The following is a 17,841-nucleotide window of genomic DNA, read 5'->3' as shown; positions in this document are numbered from 1 at the left end:
ATGTAAGGACTAAATATGCGACTCATATTTATCTCAGGAGATGGTCATGGTGCCGGTAAAACTTATTTAGCAAAAAAAATAGCTAGTGGTATGCACCAAATTTTTTCTATTGCCAATATGATAAGACAAGAGCTTGAAAAAGAATTCCCAAAATATGATTGGTATAATAAAGAACCTCGATACAAGACATTCACCATGGTTCATGAAACTAATAAATCTGTCCACGAAATGTTGATTGAAAGAGGTACTGAAAGAAAGAAAAAAAATTCCACATATTGGGCAAAAGAACTTATAGATGTTCTAAATTACCATAAATCTCACAGTAACTTAGAGTTTGCAGTAATTGATGATATCCGATTTGTAGATGAATATGATTATATCAAAAGATTTTTCAGTGACGCTCATATTACGCATTTTCATGTCATTAACCCTCATGCCAAAGAAGAAATTCAATTTGAAAATGATAAATTGAGAGAATTAGCAGATTATTTAATAATATCTAAAAGAGTCTTAAACTTTAGAAATTTACTTCTGACAAAAAAAGATGAAAATGAATAACATTATAAATTTATAATTATTCTTTCTCTGAATCATAAATTTTTTCTAATGCATTTTTCACTTTTATAATTACTTTATCATCTGTATTTTTATTAAAAGCAATATAGCGATTTGGATCTATTCCTTTAATTTCAACTAATTTTTCCACATCATTTATTGACATATTGATTTGCTTTAATTGATAACTTAACGATAATTCATTAGCTGCAAATAAATCTGTTCTATTTCCAATAAATTTCTTAAAATTTAGTTCTTGTGAATTTGCTATGTCTAAATTTGTAAACCCTGATTCTTCGAGAATTTTATGTTTAATATCATCACGCACTACACCAATACTATATTTCTTTGCATCAGAATAATCTTTAATTTTGATATCTTTTCTAGATTTTAATTTAAATAAATACTGCCTCGCTTTAAAAACAACACAACAAAATTTGAAAATATTTTCTCTTTCTTTAGTCTTAGCTAATGCAAATAACATTGTCCCATCTTTTTTAGATGTATTTTGTAGGGCTCTTGCCCATGGTAATAATTCTATTTTATTTTTTATTTTTAATTTTTCTCTTAATTTATTAACACGTTCAATTAGTATACCTTTCATATTTCCATTTTCATCTAAATATGAAAGAGGAGGTAATACCTCTGTAACTATTTCAATATCTTCTACATTTAATGCTAGTATTTTAGAATTTGTGAAAAAAATCAGCAATAAAATAATTACTTTTTTCATTAATATTATTCCTGAATTTACTCATCTTCTCTTTCTTTAGCAGAATCATCAGGATGGACAAAATTTTCCGAATTTCCAGAATTTATTGCCTTAATCTCATCTTCGCTTAAATTATTTTTCTTATTTAATTCCTCTTGACTTTTATCCAAATTTTTATCGTTAATTTTATCTTTTGTGTTTTCTTTGTCTATTTCTTTTACTGACACAGTACTTTCTTTTTTATCACTAGAACCCGCTTGCTCACTCGTTTTCGGCTTTTGATCAGGTATTCCATAACCCTTAATATCGGCTGTCAAAGCTTTTGGTCTGAAATAAACCGCTACACCTTCTTTAATTCTATCAGGATTCACTATATGCGGATTTTCTTTCCAAAGAACACGCCAATCCTTTGCTTTTCCAAAAACAGCTCTAGAAATACTAGTTAATGTGTCTCCTCTTTTCACAATAATTTTAGCTTTTGGAGCACTTTCATACTTTTCAGCAAACATCTTTGATTCATTACTTAGTTGGTAATAAATAACATCTCCGGCATAAATTCTATTTGCATCTGTCAACTTATTTAATTCAGCTATTTTTTTCCAACTAGAAGCCTTACCATATATTTTCTTTGATATTTTTGCTAAATTGTCACCAGCTTGTACGTAGTATGGTAATAGAATATTTTGATTTGCTGGCGGTAAAAGGCCTTCAGCAAAATCAGGATTATCTTTGCTATCTAGTATATCTGGTTTGGCATCATTTACATTTTGATCATCAATTTGACCAGATCTTGTCATGCAACTAAAAACAGAAAGTGATAAAATAACTAAAGAAATTAGAAAAACTAATCTCTTACTTTTTTCACCCATTTTTTGCATAAATCTTATAATCATGGCAATTTTCTTTCTATAACCGTTGATCTCTTTTTCACGATCATTATCGGTCTTAAGAATTTGAAGTTAAATGATTTAGGCACGAATGACTGTGCCACACTTTTGACTAAATGTTAAAGATTATACGGTTTTTTTTGCATTCTATTAAAGAGGCTTCAATGAATTCTACATTTAAACATTTTTCTGTTCTTAAGAATGAAACAATTATAAACATCCTACCAACAGAATCACTTTTGCACTACTTTAAAAAAAATTCTTTAGAAACAATAAATTTTGTAGATGCTACTCTTGGAGGTGGAGGACACGCAGAAGAATTACTAAAAAAAATCATTAGTAACCCTGAACTTAAAAATTTCAAAAAAAACTTTATTTTTTTTGACCAAGATATCAATGCAATTGATCATGCCAGTAAAAAGTTAAAAAATTACAGTTTAGAGAATGAAAATTTGAATATATTTTATGAAAATTCAAACTTTCGCAAATTAAAAGAAATTCTCAATTCTAAATTTAAGGGTGAAAAAATTCATTCATTATATGCTGATTTTGGAGTTAGCTCGCCCCAATTAGACATTGGTCAGCGCGGATTCTCAATAATGCACTCAGGGCCTTTAGATATGCGTATGGATGTCAGCTCAGAATTAACAGCAAAAAAAATACTACAACTTTATTCAGAAGAAGAGCTTACTAAAATATTTTTTGATTATGGTGAGGAACCAAAAGCTAGGAAACTAGCAAAAGCTATCGTAACTGACAGAAAAAAAGATTTACTTCCTTTAGAAAACACGACTCAATTTGCTGACTATGTAAAGAGGGTACTGTCCTACCCAAATAGTCGCGTTCATCCTGCTACTCGGACATTTCAAGCTCTAAGGATAGAAGTTAATCAAGAACTAGAGTCAATTCAAAATCTTCTTGCAGATATTCCAAAAATTGTGAGTTCATATGCAAAAGTAGGTTTTATATCCTTTCATTCATTGGAAGATCGACTAGTCAAACATGCTATGCGAAATTGGCAAAAAGGAAAAAATGCTGATGAAAAAATGAATACTCAAAAAGAATTTCATCTCCCCTTGCATATGCAGCTTCTTATAGAAGAAAATAATAACAAAGGATTTGGTAAAGAAATTCCAAGAGGAGGTATAACGGCTTCAAATGAAGAATGTAATGAAAATTCTCGTTCTCGATCAGCAAGATTAAGATGTTTTGAATTTTCTAATATTAAAGAGGATTAGAAAATGTTAAAATTTTTAAAAGGGTTCGATGCCATTATTGCAATTATTTTTTTAACCATTATTGTTGGTATAATAGTTATTACAATGAGATCAAAAACTTATTCAGTAGGATACGAAATAGCAAGTCTGAAGGCGAAGGAAAAATTGCTAAGACAGCGGCAAGTTGAACTTCAATCTGAACTCGCTGCTACAGAAAAAAATGTTAGAGATAATTTGCTTTCGCAAAAAGATATAAATGGTAAATCTAAGTATATTTTACCTGATCCTAAGCGTGTTTTACGAGCCGAATAGTTTTTTTTGTTTTAGAAGGTAATAAAACATGACAATAAAAACATTATTAGGACTTTCTAAATTTTTACTTGGCTTTCAAAAATCAGATAATAAACGTATAGTTAACTATAAAGTAAGAGCATATGTAATGAGTCTCATTTATTGCTCTTTTTTAATTATTATTTTAACCAGATATGCGTGGATAACACTCTTTCCAACTCCATTAAGAAACAAACTAATCAGTACTGGTTCAAAACAATTTGAAACAAATCTCATGATAGCTCCACCAAGAGCTTCTATTACTGATAGAAATGGACGGATATTAGCAGTAAGTATTTCAAGACCTAGTATTTATTTACTAACAAAAAAAATGCCTAATGATGTTAAAATACTTGCTAAAGTTGCTGAACAAATCAATATTCCTCTTCAAGATTTACTGAAGTTTTCAACAGAAAAAAGAAATTTTATATGGTTAAAAAGGCAAATTAGTTTTAACGAATTTCACAAAATGGGGTCATTAAAAAAATGGCAAGATTTTATTGGTATTATTGATGAATCTAAAAGGTTTTATCCTGAAAAAGATTTAGCTGCACAGCTCATTGGTTTTGTTGGCTCTGAAGGAAATGGCTTAGAAGGAATTGAAAAAATTTATAATTCTAGGCTTAACTTAAAACCCTTAAAATCTGAAGTTATGAAAGATGCTCGAGGACGTTTAGTCATGTCAGTGCCAAATGATGCCTCTAAACCAGAACAAATTGCCCCAAACTTAAAATTATCAATAGATCTTTCCATTCAAGAATTCACACAAAATGCACTGAAAGAAGGAGTAGTCAAAGCTAAAGCTAAAGGAGGTAGTGCAATTGTTATGGATGTAAAGACTGGTGAGCTTTTATCTATCGCGAGCTATCCAAGCTATGACTTAAATAATCCACCAGAAAACGATCCATCTGCAAGAAGATTCAGACCAGTAATGGATGCCATTGAATTAGGATCCGTTGTAAAACCAATGTGGATAGCTAAAGCTTTAGATATGAAAGTGATTAATCAAGAAACTAAAGTTTATGCAGAAAATGGCCAAATGTCTCTTCCTGGTGGAATCATTCATGACACACATCCACATGGTTGGATTACTCCTGAAGAAGTTTTAAAAGTGAGTAGTAATATTGGAGCGTATAAAGTTGTTCAAAAAATAGGGCGTGAAACATTTTTTGATTCTTTAATGAAGATTGGCTTTGGGCGTGCTCCAGGAACCGGATTACCTGGTGAGTGGAGTGGTAGAATCAAAAATTTAAATTCTTGGAGAGAAATGAACTTTGCAAATATGGCTTTTGGGCAAGGTTTTGCAATTTCTCCATTACAGTTAGCACATGCATTATCAATTATTGTCGGAGATGGGACGGATCATGGAGTAAATCTTATTTCGCTTAGTCAAAGTAAAAATATGGATTTCACAGGCCCCCCTTTAAAGTATATCTCAAATGATACAAGTAAAAAAATAGCAAAGATGATGGAATCCGTTGTAGAAGAAGAAGGAGGAACCGGTTCTCCAGCACGCATTCCTGGTCTTTTAGTTGCAGGTAAAACAGGTACAGCTCAAATTTGGTCGCAAAAAGATCATTCTTATTCAGGAAGAACTGCTGTTTTTGAAGGAGTGATACCCTCTGATAATCCAAAATTAGCGATTGTTGTAGTAATCGACGAAGCAGGAGTAAGACCAGCTTATGGAGGCCCATTAGCTGGTCCTGTATTTGCTGAAATAGGAAAAAAAACTGTGCAATACTTAAATTCAAAGGGAATATTTAATGTTATTCCATATGAAAATGCATATTTAAGGAGTAAGTCCAGACCTACTAATGAAGCTCAACCAAAATTGCAAAAATCTGCTTTAGTGCCCATTCATTTGGAAAGAAATTCTCGTCAGGAACATTAAAATGCTAAATTCAATAAATTTAAAAATTCCGCAATGCTCTCCAGAAGATCTGAATAGAATAACAAATAAAAAAATAGTTAACTTAAAAGAATGTAAGCTCGAAATTGTTATAAATTCAAAAGAACTACATAAATACAAAAGAAATACAAATACATATATAGAAAACTCTTTTGTTTACTTTGCAAGAGTAGGAAATAAGTTCGATGGTAATTCTTTAATAGAAGAAATATTGAATTCAAATAACTATATAGCAAGCACCAAAAAAAATTTATTACTATTTGCTACAAAAAATAAAATGAGTGAAGAAACTATAAATAATATTTTATCGCATGAATATTTTTTATTAGTTGATAATATAGAGGAAAGTATTAATAAAATATTAGAAATTGTTTTCAAAATTGATTCTAATAAATTTAATACTATTGCTGTAACTGGAACAAATGGAAAAACTTCTACTGTTCAAATTTGTTCGCAAATTTACGAAAATATAACTCAGAAAGATTCATTAAGAATTGGTACATTAGGTTTGCAAATAAAAGATAAAGTTATAGAATCCTCACATGTAACAACACCTGATTATCCAACATTTCTTCAAATTCTAAACTACTGTAATTACTCTGATATTAATCAGATTATTATGGAAACAACCTCACATGGACTGAGTGAAAATAGAATAGGAAAGTGGTTGGTTGATATTGCAATATTTACTAATTTAACTCAAGATCATTTAGATTATCATGGAACTATGGAATCTTATAGAAATGCAAAATTAAAGCTTTTTAAATCACATTTAAAGCAAAATGGTTGTGCCATTTTTTGTTTAAATAATTCAGAATGGGATTTCTTTTGTGAGGCTGCAAAATCACCCAGTAGAACTGCAATTGGAATTGGAGAAGCAAATCAAGGCTTAGTTTTTTTTAATAAATATTCAAGTCAGTATAAAAATATATTTTTTATTGAAATAAAAGAATCTAAATCTAATTTACTTGGAAATTTTGCTTCTATTATTTTTAAAAATCCTCAAACAATAATAAAAGAATTTGAAGTCAAAACCCCTCTCATTGGCCAATTTCAGCTTTACAATATATTATGTTCAGTAGCTGCTATGATTTATCAAGAGTTTGAAATTAAAACTATTTGCGAATGCCTGTTTAATTTAAAAAATATACCAGGTAGATTAGAAGTAGTAAAAAATTCTGAAAAAGAAACTCACAAACAACCTACTGTCATAATAGATTATGCTCATTCTCCAGATGCTTTAGAAAAAGCTATTCAAGTTTGTTCACAAATCTTAAGAGCAGAAGGAAGGGGAAATCTTGTTACTGTTTTTGGATGCGGAGGAGATCGTGATAAAAGCAAAAGACCATTAATGGGCCATATAGCTGCAGAATTGTCTGATAGAGTTATTGTAACATCCGACAACCCTCGTAATGAAGATCCAGATAGTATTATTGATGAAATTTTTTCTGGAATAAATACTAATACAGAAAATTGTATTCGTGAGAAAGATCGCAGAAAAGCAATTGAGCTCGCGATTAACTCTAGCACAGAATTTGATATTGTTTTAGTTGCAGGCAAAGGACATGAGGATTATCAAATTATAGGTGACAAGAAGTTTCCATTCTCTGATCCTCAAATAGCATTATCAATTTTAAAAAAGGAGAAGTGTTAAGAAATGCTTTATTTACTAATAATCAAATTAATTATGATTAATCCTAAACTTTCAGGATTAAAAGCATTCTCTTATCTTTCAAGTAGAACTATTCTTGCTCTTATCACAAGTATAATAGTTTCAATGTTGCTATATCCCAAAGCAATACGTTTGCTACGATCCCTTAAAGCGGGTCAACCAATTCGTGAACTTGGACTAGAAGAACAAATGCAAAAAAAAGGAACTCCAACTATGGGAGGAGTTGTTATTATTTTTGCAACATTATTTAGTTCTTTTCTTTGGATGGATATAACAAATAGACATTTTACTACACTGCTTATTGTAACTATTGGTTATGGATTTATTGGATTTTTGGATGATTATCTTAAAATATCTAAAAAAAATACAGATGGTCTATCAAGTAAAAAGAAAATGCTTGGTTTATTATTTTTTGGGACCATTGCAGTTACTTGGCATTTGTGGTCATCTTTACAAATAACTAATCCTTCAGCTTATGTTTTAAATCCAACTTCTGTAAATATTCCATTTTTTAAAAATTTAGTTATAAATTTAGGAATTTTTTATGCTCCTTTTGCAATATTAGTAATAGTTGGATCAAGTAATGCTGTTAATTTAACTGATGGATTAGATGGACTTGCAATTGGACCTGTCATAACCTGTGCATTAACATTAACAATTTTAAGCTACGTAACAGGTAACATTGTCATATCAAAATATCTTCTTTATCATTCAATACCTGGTTCAGGAGAAATTAGTGTCTTTTTATCTGCTCTTATTGGAGCCTCTATTGGATTTCTTTGGTATAATACATTTCCTGCCCAAATCTTTATGGGAGATTCAGGTGCTTTAGCACTTGGCGGCATATTAGGGGCTGTAGCAATTATTACTGGTCATGAAATATTATTAGTTCTCATGGGAGGAATATTTGTTGCAGAAGCGCTTAGTGTTATTATACAAGTCGCATCTTTTAAAACAAGAGGTAAGAGAGTTTTTAGAATGGCACCAGTTCATCACCACTACCAAAAAAAGGGTTGGCCTGAACAAAAAATCACAGTAAGAATATGGATTATTAGTTTTATTCTTGCCTTGCTGAGTATTTTAACTCTTAAATTAAGGTAATTTAATGGCTTTAGAAGATTTACATAATTTAAATTTTTATATTGCTGGCGCTGGAATTAGCGGCATAGCAATAGCAAAATTATTAAAAAAAAACAACATAAATGTATTTTTAATTGAAGATAAAATAATATCAGAAAGCACTAAAAAACAACTTCAAGAATTAAATATTTCCTTCGAAGATTCTTTTCAAGATACAACCAAATTAATTAAAAATTGTCACATTTTAATTATTTCTCCCGGAATATTATTAAGCAATCCTTTAATTTTAGCGTGCAAATCCAATAATATTCCTGTAATCAGTGAAATCGAAGCTGCATCATGGTTTATATCAAAAGAATGTAATATTTTAGGTATCACTGGAACAAATGGAAAAAGTACGACAACAAATTATTTATCCCAACTTTTACAAAAAAAATTTAAACCTATAGCATGTGGAAATATTGGTTTATCTTTATCTGAAGCTATTTTAAACAACAGCAATACAGATACCTATGTTATAGAATTAAGTAGCTATCAACTTGAAACAACTCTAACATTAAATCCAATATGTAGTATTTTTTTAAATATTCAGAATGATCATTTACAAAGATACGAAACAATATACGAGTATTTAAAAGCTAAATGGAGACTAGTTTTATTAACAAGCGATAATGGATTTGTTATTATTGAGAAAACAGTTTTAAAATTAGCTCTTTTTTATGGTTTATCTTTACCTAAAGCTAAAATAATAGTTATAGATGAAGAAAAAAATCAAAATTTTGATAAAAACAAATTAAATATAAATTATTCAAGATTTTATTCATCCAAAATTCTTCCTATCTCTATATATAAAGAATTAAAAAATTTAGATATTTATTCTTTATTATTACCTGATCAATATTTTACAGTTTATTCAAAATATTGTGATAATAATTCTTCACAAATTGAATATTATTTTGAAAATCAAAAAATATCATGGTCCATTAAAAAAGCCTGTTTGCCAGGAAAACACAACATGTATAACATCCTTGCAGCTAGTTTATGCGCTTTTTTTCTAGGATTATCAGAAAATGATATAGTTAAACAATGGGAAGAGTCTTTAACCAATTATCAACATTTACCACATCGACTAGAAAAAATTAATGCAAATTTTAGCTTTTATAATGATGAAAATAATAATTCTAAAAATTTATTAATAATTAATGATTCAAAAGCAACAAATGTTGAAAGTACTTTAGTCGCTTTAAAATCTTTTAATAGCCCAATTAGACTTTTAATTGGTGGAGAACCTAAAGGCGATTCTTATCTTCCCTTGACTGAATTTTTAGGCAATAATGTAGTTAAAATATATCCTTTTGGACAAGCTGCATCTAAGATAGTTTCTGAATTAAAAGATTATAAAAAATATATAGCAAATACTTCTGATAAATTAATAATAGCCGCCAATTTAGCTTTGAAAGAAGCTTTAGATGAGGAAATAATACTATTATCTCCCGCTTGTAGTAGTTTTGATGAATTCAAAAATTTTGAGCAAAGAGGTAATTTTTTTAGGAATTGGGCGTTATCACATTTAAGAGGATGAGACTTTGAATAACATTAATGAAAATAAGTACACAGAAAAAGAATCTGATTCTAATAATTTAGAATCGCAAAAAATAAGTACTTGGATTACATATGGAGGTAATGTTTTATGGGTGCCTGTTATTGCATTAACTGGTTTTGGAATATTATTTGTTTATAGTTCTTCTTCAGTATACTCGTCTCAACATTTTGGAACAGAGTTTTATTATGCTAAAAGACAAGCTATATATTTAATCCCAGCAACAATAGCGGCAATTATTGGAGCTAAAGTTCCATTTGAAAAATATTATAAATACATCAGGCATTTATTTTTTACATTTGTGTTATTAACTTTTGCTACACATTTACCATTTATCGGTAAAACTGTAAGTGGTGCCTCGAGATGGATAGCTTTAGGACCATTACCAGCAATTCAGCCATCAGAATTTTTAAAAATATTTACAATTATGTTACTTACTTGGATTTTCACATCCTCTCCAGGAAATTATCTTAAAAACGAGCCAACAAGATTTTCAAATTTAATTGAACTTTTATTATTATTTATAGCACCTATTGCAATTATTTCCCAAAAAGATTTTGGTTCAACAGTTGTTGTAATTTCTGGAATTGTTGCTATTTTATTTATGAATGGTTTGCCTAAAAGATATTTTGCTGGAATTTTTGCTTTTATTGTTACAGGACTAACTACTGCAATTCTAATTGAACCATACAGAATTTCACGAATAATGACATTTCTAGATCCCTTTAAAGACCCCCTAGGATCTGGTTTTCAAGTTATTCAAAGTTTTGTGGCTGTAGCAAACGGCGGACTTTTTGGAAGAGGTATCGGTGAAAGCCAACAAAAACTTTTCTTTTTACCAGAAGCTCATACTGATTTTATTTTAGCAGTTATTACTGAAGAAATGGGATTTATTGGTATTTTAGTTTTAGCTATTCTCTATTCAGTTCTGTATTATGCAATTTTAAGACTTGTCATATATGGAAAAAATCATAGAGATAGATTACTTGCAACTGGTGCTTTTGCCATGTTGGTAACTACTACTGTAATTAATATGGGAGTAGTGGCTGGCGCACTCCCAAACAAAGGTCTACCACTTCCATTTATTTCTAATGGTGGAACAGCGCTAGTCGCAAATTTTTTTATAATTGGACTTTTATCACAAATTTCTAGAAGAATTTATACTGAAAATAATTAATTAATGAAAGAAAATGACATGTTTAATGCAATAAAAAGAGTTCATTTTGTCGGAATAGGAGGAAGCGGAATGTCTGGTATAGCAGAAGTTTTGCTAAATTCTAATTATGAAGTTTCTGGAAGTGATATTAAAAAATCACAAATTACTGAAAAATTAGAAAAGATGGGTGCAAAAATTTTTATTGGCCACAACTCAAGCAATGTCAAAAACGCTCAAGTGCTCGTTGTTAGTAGTGCAATAAATAAACATAATCCAGAAATTATAGAAGCACAAAATAGCAGGATACCAATAATACATAGAAGTGAAATGCTAAGTGAATTAATGCGGATGAAATATGGGATCATTGTAGCAGGTACCCATGGTAAAACAACAACTACTAGCATATTAGCTTCTGCTCTGCATGATATAGGACTAGATCCTACTGTTGTAATAGGTGGAAAAATAAATTCATTTGAAAGCAATGCAAAATTAGGAAAAGGTGACTTATTTGTTGCTGAAGCTGATGAAAGTGATGGTAGTTTTTTACGATTAACACCAACAATAGCTGTAATAACTAATGTTGATAGGGATCATTTAGATCATTATGAAAATCTTGAAGATATAGTTAAAGCATTTGAAAAATTTATTGATAAAGTTCCTTTTTATGGTGCTGTTTGTGCCTGCATTGATGACCCGATTGTTCAATTAATATTACCTAAAATAAGAAGAAAGCTTATCACTTACGGCTTAAGACAGGATGCTGATATTACAGTAACACAGAAAAAAACACTTGGTTTAAGTACAACTTTTACTCCAAAAATTTTTGGTAAAGAATATCCCACCGTTTCATTAAAGATGCCTGGATATTATAATTTAACAAATTCTTTAGCTACTTATGCAGTAGCAGCCGTTTTAGATTTAAATATAAATCAAATATCTGAATCTATTTCTAAGTTTGAAGGAGTTCAACATAGATTTACTGTCCTTGGTGAAAAAAACAATATTGTTATTGTTGATGATTATGCACACAATCCCAAAAAAATTGAAACAGTACTAAAAGGTACTAAAGAGAGTTTTCCGGATAAAGATATCATAGCTGTTTTTCAGCCACATCGGTACTCAAGAGTTAAAAATCAATTAGAAGAATTCGCAAATTGTTTTAAAGACGCTGATTTTTTAGTTGTTACTCCAATTTATGCTGCAGGCGAAAATGAAATCCCAGGAATTACAACTACTAGTCTATGCCATCAAATTAAGTTAAATAGCTTTAATAATTCTCCCAATTCAACATATATAGCAGAAAATTTAAATGACGCTGTTCACAAAGTTCAATCTATTTTAAAATATGTAGATCCTAGTAAAGGAGCAATTGTTCTTACTTTAGGTGCCGGAGATGTTAGACAGGTTGGTTACACTCTAATGGAGAAATTAAATCTTGAATGTGAATAACAAGAAGCAGAAAAAAGTTAATTTATTAGCCTCACAAAAAATTGACTTAAGAAGTCGCAAAGGAGTAAAAAAAAATAAAAAAATAAGTAATAATAGCAATTGGTATACTTTATTATTTTTGTTTGTAACGAAAATAATAAGAAATGTTATTCTATTTATTTATAAAGCAATAAAAAATAGACCTAAGTTAACTTATGTTTTATCAATTATATTTATAACTTTAATTTGCTTTAAAATAAGTTTATACTTTGTTGACATTTATAGTGAAAAAATTTTACCAACACAGGTACAAGTAGATACTGATAATAAATTAGTTACTTTCGAATTATATCGGCTGATTTATATTGAAATTGAAAAAGCAAAAATGCAGAAAGAAAAAAGATCTGTCTTTCTAAACCATATAAACGAAATTTTGAATTCTATTGATACTATTGATCAATATTGGATAAGACTAGGATTAGATGGAAAATTGCAGGTTAGTGCTATCATGCAAATTCCTATTATGCTAATTGAAGCAAAAAATAATGAGAGATATGTAATTAGCAATAATATGAAAATAATTGCAAAAAATCCAAATCCAAACCAATATAATTCATTAATTAAACTTGATGCCCCAGAGCTAAAGATAAATTGGAAACCTAAAAATCATATTGGAAAAAACAAAAAAATTCTTAACGAAGATTCATCAAATAAGCAATCAAATGTTAATACACCTGTGAATTTTACTTGGTTATTATCTCAAACTAAATTTATAAATTCAGAAATATTGAAATTAGGTACTGGATACACTCTTAGTAAAATATCTTGGGATTCAAATTTAGGTTTTACATTAAAAATTATTAGAAATAATCAACTATTAAATAACAAAAATCAAGAAAAAAGAAAAGATGAAGAAATATCTTCTCAATCAACAATACAACAAGATACCGACTATTTAGTGGCATTGATTGGAGAAAATAATTTAAAAGAAAAACTAGATCGACTTAGGACACTTTTAAAAGAATTAGGAAATAAAAAAATTTATCCTAATAAAATCGATCTTGACTTTACTGACAAAGCAAGCTTTAAGACTCAAGGCTTAAACTCAAAATCTTCTTTATAGGGATTTTTAATACTTGCTAATGACTTTTATTTTTTGTTTGTGTAAGTTTAAAGAGAGCGCGTTCACAAAATGCTATTTAAACATTTTGCATGCAAAGTTAAATTGACATGAAAACATCTCTTAATAAAAATATTTGTATTTCTCTTTCACTAGGCTCTACACATACTGGGCTCATTGCGGCTAGTTATGAAAGTAAATATGCATTCAATTCGCAAAATTCGGATGCTCTTATGCCTGGAGAAAGAGAGCTGCCTCGCATACAAATTTTGGGAGCTGCAAGATTAAATAACAATGGTGCTATAAAAAAAGGCGTAGTTTCAAGTATTGAAGCTTTAACATCTTCTATCCTTGAAGCAATTGATGAAGTTGAAAGACAATCAGGAATAGAAATTGATTCTGTCCGAGTTTGCATCGCAGGAAGCGCTGCACAGTTTGATAATCATATCGAAACTTGCCAAATTAAAGGCGATGAAATTAAAGCTGCAGATTTAGAAAGAGTTTCAGCTGCAGTGCGAAATCAAAAACCACCCATGGGCTATGAATTTATTCATATGATCCCAAGTTCTTATTCGGTTGATGGAAAACATGGAATTCAAAATCCAATTGGAATGCAAGGAACGCAACTCTCAATAATGCATCATCGAGTATTTTATCCACAAGCAGATTTACATAACATTGTTAGATCATGTAATAACGCAGGAATAAGAGTACAAAGTTTTGCTTTTGAGCCGTTAGCGGCAGCTGAAGGTGTGCTTACAAAAGATGAAAAAGAATTCGGCTGTATTTCTCTTTCAATTGGTGCACATTTAACACATGCCTGTGTGTATCTTGGAAATATTCCAGTGTATTCTAAAGAATATCCAATTGGTTCACATCATATCACAAAAGACTTATCTATAGGATTAAGAACCACGCAAGCAGAAGCGGAAAGAGTAAAAAAAGAATTAGGAAAAGCAATTGAATTTTCTGCTAAAGATAAAAATGAAAAAATTGAAATTTGTAGCATTGATGGCAACCATACACGTTATGTAACAAGAAAAGAAATCAATCAAATAATCGAACCTAGAGTTAGAGAAATTTTAAATACAATTTATTTTGATTTAAAAAGATCAAAGTTAATAACTAAAACTTCAAAAGGTATCGTTTTATCTGGAGGTGGAGCATTGCTAAGCGGCATGGCTTTAGCTACTGAAGAAGTTTTTTCGTTACACGCCAGAGTAGGTTTACCAGTTAATATTACAGGTGTCGTTGAAGGTTTAAAATCTCCTATTTGGGCATCTGGTGTTGGTACTTTATCACCTCTTTTTGCTTCAATTCATGGAGAACAAAATTCATTTCAAATTGAAGAGACAAAAAAAATAGGATCCTTTGCAACAAAAATATGGCATAAATTAAAGGAACCTTTTGCTTCAAGATAATATACAATAATTAAAATAAAAGAAAATGGAGGATTTTAAAAATGAGTGAAAGAGCGGAGAAGAATAATAAATACTCATCTAACGCTATCATAAAAGTTATCGGTGTTGGCGGTGGTGGAGGTAACGCTCTCAATACGATGATTGAATCTGGACTTAGTGGAGTAGAATTTATAGCTGCAAATACTGATGTACAGGCGCTTCAATCGAATCTTGCTCCGATTAAAATCCAATTAGGTAGAGAACTTACAAAAGGATTAGGTGCAGGTGCAAACCCTGAAGTAGGAAGAAATGCAGCTCTTGAAGACAAAGCCATTTTACAAGAAGTGCTAAGTGGAGCTGATATGGTCTTTGTTACTGGCGGTATGGGTGGAGGTACTGGTACTGGTGCTGCTCCAATTATTGCACAAGTAGCAAGAGAGTTAGGAGCCCTTACTGTCGGAGTTGTTACAAAACCTTTTTCTTTTGAAGGTAAAAGAAGAAAACAGCAATCAGAACATGGTATTCAATCTTTACGCCAATCAGTTGATACTTTGATCACAATACCTAATCAAAGACTACTCAGTATCGCACCTCCTGAGATGTCAATGTTGGAAGGATTTAAACTAGCAGATGAAGTTTTACTAAATGCTGTAAAAGGTATTTCAGACATCATAAATATTCCAGGTAGAGTAAATGTTGACTTTGCAGATGTGAAAACAATTATGTCTGAAATGGGTATGGCATTAATGGGAATTGGTACTGCGACTGGTCCAAACCGTGCAGCTGAGGCAGCAAGAGCAGCTATTAATTCTCCTCTTCTTGAAGATATTGATATAGAAGGAGCTACTGGTATTTTAATTAATATTACTGGTACTAGCTCAATGACATTGCATGAAATAAGTGAGGCTTCTACGCTTATTCAAGAAGCTGCACATGAAGAAGCAAATATTATCTTTGGTGCTGTTATTGATGAAAATATGGGCGATACTATCAGAGTTACTGTAATAGCGACAGGTTTTGATCAAGCAAGAGTTTCATTTCCTGAAAATGCTCATGGTTTTAATGCATTGCAAGCCAATAATCAACAACCATATCTTCAGCAAAATGTGCCTAATCAACAGCCATCACAACAAAACTTTGTGAATATGAATACGCAACGTACACAACAAGGTTTTGGCCAAAATATTCCTGCAGTTAATCCTTACGAAGTAAGAAATTCAGGGCAATTAAATTCTCAAGTTCATCAAAATCCTGCTTTTAATCAAATGAATAATGCACAGCAGCCAAGCCTATTCAATCGCAATCAATATGGAAGAGATATGTCTCAACAAAATCCATATTCTCAAAATATAAATCCTACACCTCAAGCGCCACGCATGAGCAACACTTCAACTAATGAAATTAATAATTCTTCACATTCAAATTTAAATTCAAATATATTTCGTTCGCCTGTAAACAATATTGATCAACGAAATTCAAATGTAAATTCGCATCATAGTAGCCCAACAATCCAAACTAAAACTCACGAAAGCCATGCTACTCAACCCCCAGCATGGTCAAATCAACAATCATCAAGAGTTGAAAATACCTCTAGTGATTTAGAAGAATTGACTAAATGGACTTTTGATATGGCTAACCAACAACATGTTTCAAAAGATCAGAAAGTAATGGGTGCATCTTCTGCAGTAAAAAATCACGATGAACAAAATTCTGAAGATGCTGCTGAAACAGCTCTAAAGCTGGCAAAAGAGTTATCTGATATTGAAATTGATGATACCGATTTCGAGACCCCAGCGTTCATGAGAAGAAAAGAAGATTCACATAAAGTTACTTGAAAACAATTCTAGAGATGAGTTTTCCTCTTTAGAATTGTTCATATTATTTTCTTGAAAATTATTTTTTTCATAAATCCCCAAAAACAATAACCAAGATAAAAACTTTGAATCTTCTTTATGTTTAAAATGAAAAACATGCTCTAAAGAAGAATTAATTAAAAACCCTTTCATTTTCTTCTTTTTCAAATCCTTTTTTTCATTTGGATTTACAAGATCAGCAATAACTTCATTATTGAATAGCAAATCTAAATCTTTTTTATTCTTAGCACTTTGCATTAAGCTTGAAATATACTCAATTTTATTTTCAATACTTTGAGTTAATTTGCTAGTTGAAACAAATATTGATGAAAATTCATATAAAAAAGAAGGTAATAGATTAAAAAAGCCAACTTTTTTAATAGAAAAAATATCATCATTACAAATGCTATTTAAAAAATTAATATGTGGAGAATGAGACAAAATCATAATTGGACTAGAACAATTTAAGGCTAAATTATAAAAGTCTGAAGTATTTCGAAAAAAATCGAAGTTTTTTTCTATCAAACCTAATAATTTTTTATTGTCATCAAAAAAAATTGGCTCATGAATATTTCTAGGGCACGACAAAATAAACTGAAATGGTTCATTTAAAATATCTTTTAATATTGTTAATTTTTCTTGAAAGTTTTTTTTATTAATTAAACACCAAATATTTAAATTAACAATAATATTTTTTTTGTGGTTTTTAGAAAGCCATTTATATAAAATACCCAGATCTTCGGATTCAGATCGAATAATTTCTTCTGGAAAAAGATCTATTAACGAAATAGTTTTCTCTGAGTGCGAAATTTGAATGTAAAATTCTTTTATTTCATGTTTTTCTTTCACAATCTTTGAACATTTAGAAATAAAATCTAGATCATTAAATCCCCAAAATAAAACACCAATCTTCATGATTGAA

General features: G+C 30.1%; 14 protein-coding genes and 1 pseudogene. 12 read left to right on the top strand and 3 right to left on the bottom strand.

Translation table 11 applies throughout. The annotated features are described in order from the left end of the window. Positions 1-15: 15 nt before the first annotated feature. Positions 16-558, top strand: coding sequence for a zeta toxin family protein (locus GOY08_RS10265; protein ID WP_158998816.1), 543 nt, complete (start codon positions 16-18; stop codon positions 556-558). Between the two features lie 16 nt (positions 559-574). On the opposite strand, the gene GOY08_RS10260 is transcribed toward GOY08_RS10265, so the two are convergent. Together GOY08_RS10260 and GOY08_RS10255 are read right to left on the bottom strand one after the other, a co-directional pair. Further along, positions 575-1,288: a substrate-binding periplasmic protein gene (locus GOY08_RS10260; protein ID WP_158998815.1), complete on the bottom strand. Its 714-nt coding sequence runs from the start codon at positions 1,286-1,288 to the stop codon at positions 575-577. A gap of 17 nt (positions 1,289-1,305) precedes the next feature. Beyond that, a complete protein-coding gene (locus GOY08_RS10255; RefSeq protein WP_158998814.1) occupies positions 1,306-2,160 on the bottom strand; it encodes a LysM peptidoglycan-binding domain-containing protein in 855 nt (284 codons plus the stop codon). Positions 2,161-2,318: 158 nt separating this feature from the next. On the opposite strand from GOY08_RS10255, the gene rsmH reads away from it, so the two are divergent. The 11 genes and pseudogenes from rsmH to ftsZ form a co-directional block, all read left to right on the top strand. Continuing rightward, on the top strand, positions 2,319-3,392 hold the full coding sequence (rsmH, locus tag GOY08_RS10250; RefSeq protein ID WP_158998813.1) for a 16S rRNA (cytosine(1402)-N(4))-methyltransferase RsmH: 1,074 nt from the start codon (positions 2,319-2,321) through the stop codon (positions 3,390-3,392). A gap of 3 nt (positions 3,393-3,395) precedes the next feature. Further along, a complete protein-coding gene (locus GOY08_RS10245; RefSeq protein ID WP_158998812.1) occupies positions 3,396-3,683 on the top strand; it encodes a hypothetical protein in 288 nt (95 codons plus the stop codon). A 28-nt stretch (positions 3,684-3,711) separates the two neighbouring features. Beyond that, on the top strand, positions 3,712-5,592 hold the full coding sequence (locus tag GOY08_RS10240; RefSeq protein WP_158998811.1) for a peptidoglycan D,D-transpeptidase FtsI family protein: 1,881 nt from the start codon (positions 3,712-3,714) through the stop codon (positions 5,590-5,592). Between the two features lies 1 nt (position 5,593). Next, complete coding sequence (locus tag GOY08_RS10235) at positions 5,594-7,264, top strand: UDP-N-acetylmuramoyl-L-alanyl-D-glutamate--2,6-diaminopimelate ligase (protein WP_158998810.1); 1,671 nt, start codon at positions 5,594-5,596, stop codon at positions 7,262-7,264. 3 nt (positions 7,265-7,267) lie between these two features. After that, complete coding sequence (mraY, locus tag GOY08_RS10230; protein WP_158998809.1) at positions 7,268-8,383, top strand: phospho-N-acetylmuramoyl-pentapeptide-transferase; 1,116 nt, start codon at positions 7,268-7,270, stop codon at positions 8,381-8,383. Between the two features lie 4 nt (positions 8,384-8,387). Continuing rightward, positions 8,388-9,944: a Mur ligase family protein gene (locus GOY08_RS10225; protein ID WP_158998808.1), complete on the top strand. Its 1,557-nt coding sequence runs from the start codon at positions 8,388-8,390 to the stop codon at positions 9,942-9,944. A 4-nt stretch (positions 9,945-9,948) separates the two neighbouring features. Beyond that, positions 9,949-11,139 (top strand): putative lipid II flippase FtsW, encoded by a 1,191-nt coding sequence (ftsW, locus tag GOY08_RS10220; protein ID WP_158998807.1) that lies wholly within the window; start codon positions 9,949-9,951, stop codon positions 11,137-11,139. Between the two features lie 18 nt (positions 11,140-11,157). Then, positions 11,158-12,567 (top strand): UDP-N-acetylmuramate--L-alanine ligase, encoded by a 1,410-nt coding sequence (gene murC / locus GOY08_RS10215; protein WP_158998806.1) that lies wholly within the window; start codon positions 11,158-11,160, stop codon positions 12,565-12,567. Next, complete coding sequence (locus GOY08_RS10210; RefSeq protein ID WP_158998805.1) at positions 12,554-13,669, top strand: hypothetical protein; 1,116 nt, start codon at positions 12,554-12,556, stop codon at positions 13,667-13,669. The genes murC and GOY08_RS10210 overlap by 14 nt, the downstream gene beginning before the upstream one ends. 107 nt (positions 13,670-13,776) lie before the next feature. Continuing rightward, entirely contained in the window at positions 13,777-15,087 is a 1,311-nt protein-coding gene (ftsA, locus tag GOY08_RS10205) for a cell division protein FtsA (protein WP_158998804.1), read from the top strand. A 41-nt stretch (positions 15,088-15,128) separates the two neighbouring features. After that, a pseudogene (ftsZ, locus tag GOY08_RS15755) lies at positions 15,129-16,142 on the top strand (cell division protein FtsZ); the annotation flags it as partial. A 741-nt stretch (positions 16,143-16,883) separates the two neighbouring features. Here the strand turns inward: ftsZ and GOY08_RS10195 are convergent. After that, positions 16,884-17,834: a hypothetical protein gene (locus tag GOY08_RS10195; protein ID WP_158998802.1), complete on the bottom strand. Its 951-nt coding sequence runs from the start codon at positions 17,832-17,834 to the stop codon at positions 16,884-16,886. Between the last annotated feature and the right edge of the window lie 7 nt (positions 17,835-17,841).

Source organism: Pigmentibacter ruber (genome assembly GCF_009792895.1).
In the GTDB taxonomy this organism is placed as follows: domain Bacteria; phylum Bdellovibrionota_B; class Oligoflexia; order Silvanigrellales; family Silvanigrellaceae; genus Silvanigrella; species Silvanigrella rubra.
The sequence above is the reverse complement of the archived record's forward strand: the minus strand, read 5'-3'. Positions and strand labels throughout refer to the sequence as shown.

What these genes read in the sequence shown, in the direction of transcription:
- GOY08_RS10255 (WP_158998814.1), bottom strand. Translation starts at nt 2,160, where the DNA reads ATGATTATAAGATTTATGCAAAAAATGGGTGAAAAAAGTAAGAGATTA.
- GOY08_RS10195 (WP_158998802.1), bottom strand. Translation starts at nt 17,834, where the DNA reads ATGAAGATTGGTGTTTTATTTTGGGGATTTAATGATCTAGATTTTATT.
- GOY08_RS10225 (WP_158998808.1), top strand. Translation starts at nt 8,388, where the DNA reads ATGGCTTTAGAAGATTTACATAATTTAAATTTTTATATTGCTGGCGCT.
- murC (WP_158998806.1), top strand. Translation starts at nt 11,158, where the DNA reads ATGTTTAATGCAATAAAAAGAGTTCATTTTGTCGGAATAGGAGGAAGC.
- mraY (WP_158998809.1), top strand. Translation starts at nt 7,268, where the DNA reads ATGCTTTATTTACTAATAATCAAATTAATTATGATTAATCCTAAACTT.
- ftsA (WP_158998804.1), top strand. Translation starts at nt 13,777, where the DNA reads ATGAAAACATCTCTTAATAAAAATATTTGTATTTCTCTTTCACTAGGC.
- GOY08_RS10240 (WP_158998811.1), top strand. Translation starts at nt 3,712, where the DNA reads ATGACAATAAAAACATTATTAGGACTTTCTAAATTTTTACTTGGCTTT.
- GOY08_RS10235 (WP_158998810.1), top strand. Translation starts at nt 5,594, where the DNA reads ATGCTAAATTCAATAAATTTAAAAATTCCGCAATGCTCTCCAGAAGAT.
- GOY08_RS10245 (WP_158998812.1), top strand. Translation starts at nt 3,396, where the DNA reads ATGTTAAAATTTTTAAAAGGGTTCGATGCCATTATTGCAATTATTTTT.
- GOY08_RS10260 (WP_158998815.1), bottom strand. Translation starts at nt 1,288, where the DNA reads ATGAAAAAAGTAATTATTTTATTGCTGATTTTTTTCACAAATTCTAAA.
- GOY08_RS10265 (WP_158998816.1), top strand. Translation starts at nt 16, where the DNA reads ATGCGACTCATATTTATCTCAGGAGATGGTCATGGTGCCGGTAAAACT.
- rsmH (WP_158998813.1), top strand. Translation starts at nt 2,319, where the DNA reads ATGAATTCTACATTTAAACATTTTTCTGTTCTTAAGAATGAAACAATT.